Annotated in this window: 6 protein-coding genes; 2 read left to right on the top strand and 4 right to left on the bottom strand. The window is 65.2% G+C overall.

Annotated features, from left to right (window positions below; genetic code table 11):
• Positions 1 to 1,164, bottom strand: a 1,164-nt coding sequence (locus tag RMN84_RS08770; protein WP_309611797.1) for a type III PLP-dependent enzyme, incomplete at its 3' end; no start/stop codon positions are given.
• Positions 1,165 to 1,364: 200 nt separating this feature from the next.
• Here RMN84_RS08770 and RMN84_RS08765 point away from each other — a divergent pair.
• Entirely contained in the window at positions 1,365 to 2,312 is a 948-nt protein-coding gene (locus RMN84_RS08765) for a threonine/serine dehydratase (protein WP_309611796.1), read from the top strand.
• A gap of 2 nt (positions 2,313 to 2,314) precedes the next feature.
• On the opposite strand, the gene RMN84_RS08760 is transcribed toward RMN84_RS08765, so the two are convergent.
• Positions 2,315 to 2,563, bottom strand: coding sequence for a hypothetical protein (locus tag RMN84_RS08760; protein ID WP_309611795.1), 249 nt, complete (start codon positions 2,561 to 2,563; stop codon positions 2,315 to 2,317).
• A 47-nt stretch (positions 2,564 to 2,610) separates the two neighbouring features.
• On the opposite strand from RMN84_RS08760, the gene RMN84_RS08755 reads away from it, so the two are divergent.
• Entirely contained in the window at positions 2,611 to 2,778 is a 168-nt protein-coding gene (locus RMN84_RS08755; RefSeq protein WP_309611794.1) for a hypothetical protein, read from the top strand.
• A 22-nt stretch (positions 2,779 to 2,800) separates the two neighbouring features.
• Here the strand turns inward: RMN84_RS08755 and RMN84_RS08750 are convergent, their stop codons facing one another.
• Both RMN84_RS08750 and RMN84_RS08745 read right to left on the bottom strand, forming a co-directional pair.
• Entirely contained in the window at positions 2,801 to 3,061 is a 261-nt protein-coding gene (locus tag RMN84_RS08750) for a hypothetical protein (protein WP_309611793.1), read from the bottom strand.
• A gap of 89 nt (positions 3,062 to 3,150) precedes the next feature.
• Positions 3,151 to 3,804: an alpha/beta hydrolase gene (locus RMN84_RS08745; RefSeq protein ID WP_309611798.1), complete on the bottom strand. Its 654-nt coding sequence runs from the start codon at positions 3,802 to 3,804 to the stop codon at positions 3,151 to 3,153.
• Positions 3,805 to 3,818 lie beyond the last annotated feature (14 nt).

Here is a 3,818-nt window from a genome sequence, read left to right as displayed (position 1 = left end):
CGGTTCGTCATCGACGATCAGCCGGTCCTCGACTCCAAAGCCGTTGAAGCCGGTGCGCATCGCGCAGCCATAGGCGCCGAGCATCCCGACCTCGATATAGTCGCCGGGGCCGACATCGCCGGGCAACTCGAACGGCCCGACCATATGGTCGAGGTCGTCGCACGTCGGGCCGTAGAAGCTGAAGTTCATCGGCCGCACGTCGCTCTCCGGCTCACGCACCAGCGCAACCGGATAACGCCACGCGATATGCGCCGCGTCGAACAGCGCGCCATAAGCACCGTCGTTGATGTACAGTTCGTCGCCGCGGCGCTTCTCGACCCGCACCAGCACGCTGGCATATTCGGCGCACAGCGCGCGGCCCGGCTCGCACCAAAGTTCGGCCGAGTAGCTGATCGGCAGCGCCTCGAACGTCTCGTGGATCGTGTCGAAATAGGCTTCGAGCGGCGGTGGCTCCATCCCCGGGTAGGACGACGGAAAGCCGCCGCCGACGTCAACGATGTCGACCGTGATCGCCGCCTCGACGATCGCGTTGCGGACCTGGACCATCGCATCGCGATAGGCCTGCGGGCTCATCGCCTGGCTGCCGACATGGAAGCAGATGCCGAGCGCGTCGGCCGCCTGGCGTGCAGCAAACAGCAACGGCTTCACTTCGTGCGGCTCGGCCCCGAACTTGGCGGCGAGGCTCAGTTTGGCATGGTCCGAGCTGACCCGCAGGCGCACCAGCAGGTTCAAATCGCTGGCGTTGCGGGTCGCGCGCAGGATCTTGTCGAGTTCGTCGAGCGTATCGAGGCTAAACGTCTTCACGCCATGCTCGAAATAGGCCTCCGCGATCGCCTCCTCGGCCTTGACCGGGTGCATGAAGCACAGCGTCGCCTCAGGCAGCGTCGCCGCCACCAGCCGCACTTCGCCCAGCGACGCGACGTCGTAATGTGTCACGCCTTCGGCCCACAGCAGCTGCAACAGCTCCGCCGACGGGTTCGCCTTGACCGCATAGAGCGAGCGCCCCGGAAACTTCTCGACGAAGAATCGGGCTGCCCTGCGGGCGGCATGCGGACGAAGGAGCGTGACCGGCTGGACCGGTCGGCTCTTCGCGATCTCGACGGCATTGTGACGGCCGACGGACGGGGCGCTAACTAGCCCCAGCGCGCGATGATGTTTGTGCAACTCAAGGGACCTCCAACAGTCGTTCAAATAAGCTGCCTTGCGGTTGGAAGTCCCATGGGGCAGCGGAAGCGCGGATATATGGACGGCGAACCCCCTATGCAAGATTTTTTGATGGTGCCGGATCGCCCGCGAAACACGTGCGTCGCCGCTGTGCCTCGGCTCGTCGAAACCGTCGTTGTTTCAGGAGGTTGCGGGCTGTCATGAAGGTCGATCGAAATGACGTGCTGGCGGCGCGGGAACGCATTTCGGGCGCGGTCCTCCAAACGCCGCTGATCGAGGCGCGCCTTCACGGCCACAGGCTGTGGCTCAAATGCGAATCGCTCCAGACCGGCGGCGCCTTCAAGCTGCGCGGGGCAAGTAACCGCCTGCTCCAGCTCGACGCTGCCGGACGCGCGCGCGGCGTGGTCGCTTTCTCGTCGGGCAATCACGCCCAGGGTGTCGCCATCGCCGCGCGGCGACTGGGCATCACGGCGACCATCGTCATGCCGAGCAACGCCCCCGAGGTGAAGGTCGTCGGCACCCGCGCGCAGGGAGCGGAAATCGTCTTCTACGACCGGCTGACCGAGGACCGCGTGGCCATCGCCACCGCCCTAGCGGCCAGGACCGGCGCGACCATCGTCCCGGCGTTCGACGATGTGCATGTCGTCGCGGGGCAGGGGACCGTCGGGCTGGAGATCATCGACCAGCTCGCGGCGGCAGGTGCCCCGCTGGCCGCGCGGATCGTCGTGTGCTGCGGCGGCGGCGGGCTGTCTGCGGGCATCGCGCTGGCCTGTCCCGATGCAGCGATCAGCATCGTCGAGCCGGTGGGGTGGGACGATCTCGCCCGTTCGCTCGCGCTCGGCCATATCGTCCCGGTCGAGGATCCGTCGGCGCCGACCCTGTGCGACTCACTGCAGACGGTGCGGGCATCACCGATCACCTTCGCCATCCTTAAGTCGCGCGAGGCGGAAGCACTGGTCGTCACCGATGACGAGGTCATCGCCGCAATGCGCTGGGCGTGGCGCGAGCATGGCCTGATAGTAGAGCCGGGCGGAGCGGCCGCGCTGGCGGCGCTGCTCGCGGGCAAGACCGAAATCGTCTCGGAAACGGTGGCGATCCTGTCAGGCGGCAATATCGATCCGGCGCTCCACGCCCGGATCGTCGCCTGACCTCAGCTGACCAGGCGCAGGGGCGGGGACGCGCCGAGCGCCGGGTGCGACCGCGCCACGGCTGCGGTCAACTCCTCCAGTTCGGCCGAGATGGTGTGCAATTCCGCCAGCAGCAGTCGCGGATCGCGGTCCTTCAGCCCGGCGGTCGCATCGATTAACGAATCGAGCATCATCGCGAGGCAGGGCAGGATCGTGCCTTCGATGCGCTCGAAGGCTTCGTCGAGAACCGGCCGGGGCAACGCGCTGGACATGAGGCGATCATCGCGCAACGCGGTTAAGCAATGGTATACAGCACTCCATGAACGCTATTGCCCCCGCCATCGGCATGATCGCCGCCTTCCTGCTGCTCGGCGTCGGCCTGCGCCAGGTCATGCGCGGGCAAGAGCGCGAAGCCATCCAGCGCGGCTGGCTGATGATCGCGGCGGGGATCGTGATCGCCGGGAATGTGGTGATTTGGACGGTGTGAGGGAGGGAGAAAAAAGCCGAACCTACAGACAGGCCTTGGCCTGTTCAACGATTTCAGCTGGCGCTTCGGCGGCGAGTAGTCGGTCACGCTCCGCCTTAATCGCGTCAAAGGCATCCTTTTCCTTGATTTGCTTGGGAATGGCATAAGCGTTCAGGTGGGTCATTCCAGCCTCAAGGACGTGTTTACTCAGTTCTTCGTCCATCGGAACTGTGCCATTGTTCATGAGCATGTCTGCCGCGCCGATCAACGCTGCGCAGCGAAAATGATCGGTTCCAGCTGCCACTGCATTTCCTCCGTTCGGCGAGCAAGCGGCAGCCGACAGCAACATAAGCGTTAAGCCACGTCTAGAGTTCATTTGCGCCCCCCAACCCGCTACCGCTTCAAATCCTTCGCCAGCCGCATGTCGAGATAATCGTCCACGCTGCCCATCAGCTGCGGGATTTCGTTGGCGAAGAAATGGTTCGCCTGCGGGATGGTGTCGTGGTGGATGGTGATGTGCCGCTGGGTGCGCAGCTTGTCGACCAGCTTCTGCACCGCGCTCGGTGTCACCACCTCGTCGCCCTCTCCCTGGATGATGATGCCCGACGACGGGCAGGGAGCGAGGAAGCTGAAGTCGTACATGTTGGCCGGCGGGGCAATCGAGATGAAGCCCTTGATCTCGGGCCGACGCATCAGCAGCTGCATTCCGATCCACGCGCCGAAGCTGACGCCGGCGACCCAGGTCGTCTCGGCCTCGGGATGGATCGACTGGACCCAGTCAAGCGCGCTCGCCGCATCGCTCAGCTCGCCGATGCCATTGTCGAACAGCCCCTGGCTCTTGCCGACACCGCGGAAATTGAAACGCAGCGTCGCGAAACCGCGGCGAACGAAGGTCTGATAGAGCAATTGCACGATCTTGTTGTTCATCGTGCCCCCGGCCTGCGGGTGCGAGTGCAAGATCAGCGCGACCGGCGCGCGCGGGCGCGGCCCCGGGTTGAAGCGGCCTTCGAGGCGGCCTTCGGGTCCGGGGAAAATCACTTCGGGCATGGGGCTGGCGCTCG

Origin of the sequence: Sphingomonas sp., assembly GCF_031380695.1 — a bacterium.
Taxonomy (GTDB): Bacteria; Pseudomonadota; Alphaproteobacteria; order Sphingomonadales; family Sphingomonadaceae; genus Sphingomicrobium.
This window is presented reverse-complemented; position numbering and strand designations above follow the sequence as displayed.

Excerpts from the sequence above, each read along its gene's own strand:
- RMN84_RS08765 (WP_309611796.1), top strand. The coding sequence starts at position 1,365 with ATGAAGGTCGATCGAAATGACGTGCTGGCGGCGCGGGAACGCATTTCG.
- RMN84_RS08760 (WP_309611795.1), bottom strand. The coding sequence starts at position 2,563 with ATGTCCAGCGCGTTGCCCCGGCCGGTTCTCGACGAAGCCTTCGAGCGC.
- RMN84_RS08755 (WP_309611794.1), top strand. The coding sequence starts at position 2,611 with ATGAACGCTATTGCCCCCGCCATCGGCATGATCGCCGCCTTCCTGCTG.
- RMN84_RS08745 (WP_309611798.1), bottom strand. The coding sequence starts at position 3,804 with ATGCCCGAAGTGATTTTCCCCGGACCCGAAGGCCGCCTCGAAGGCCGC.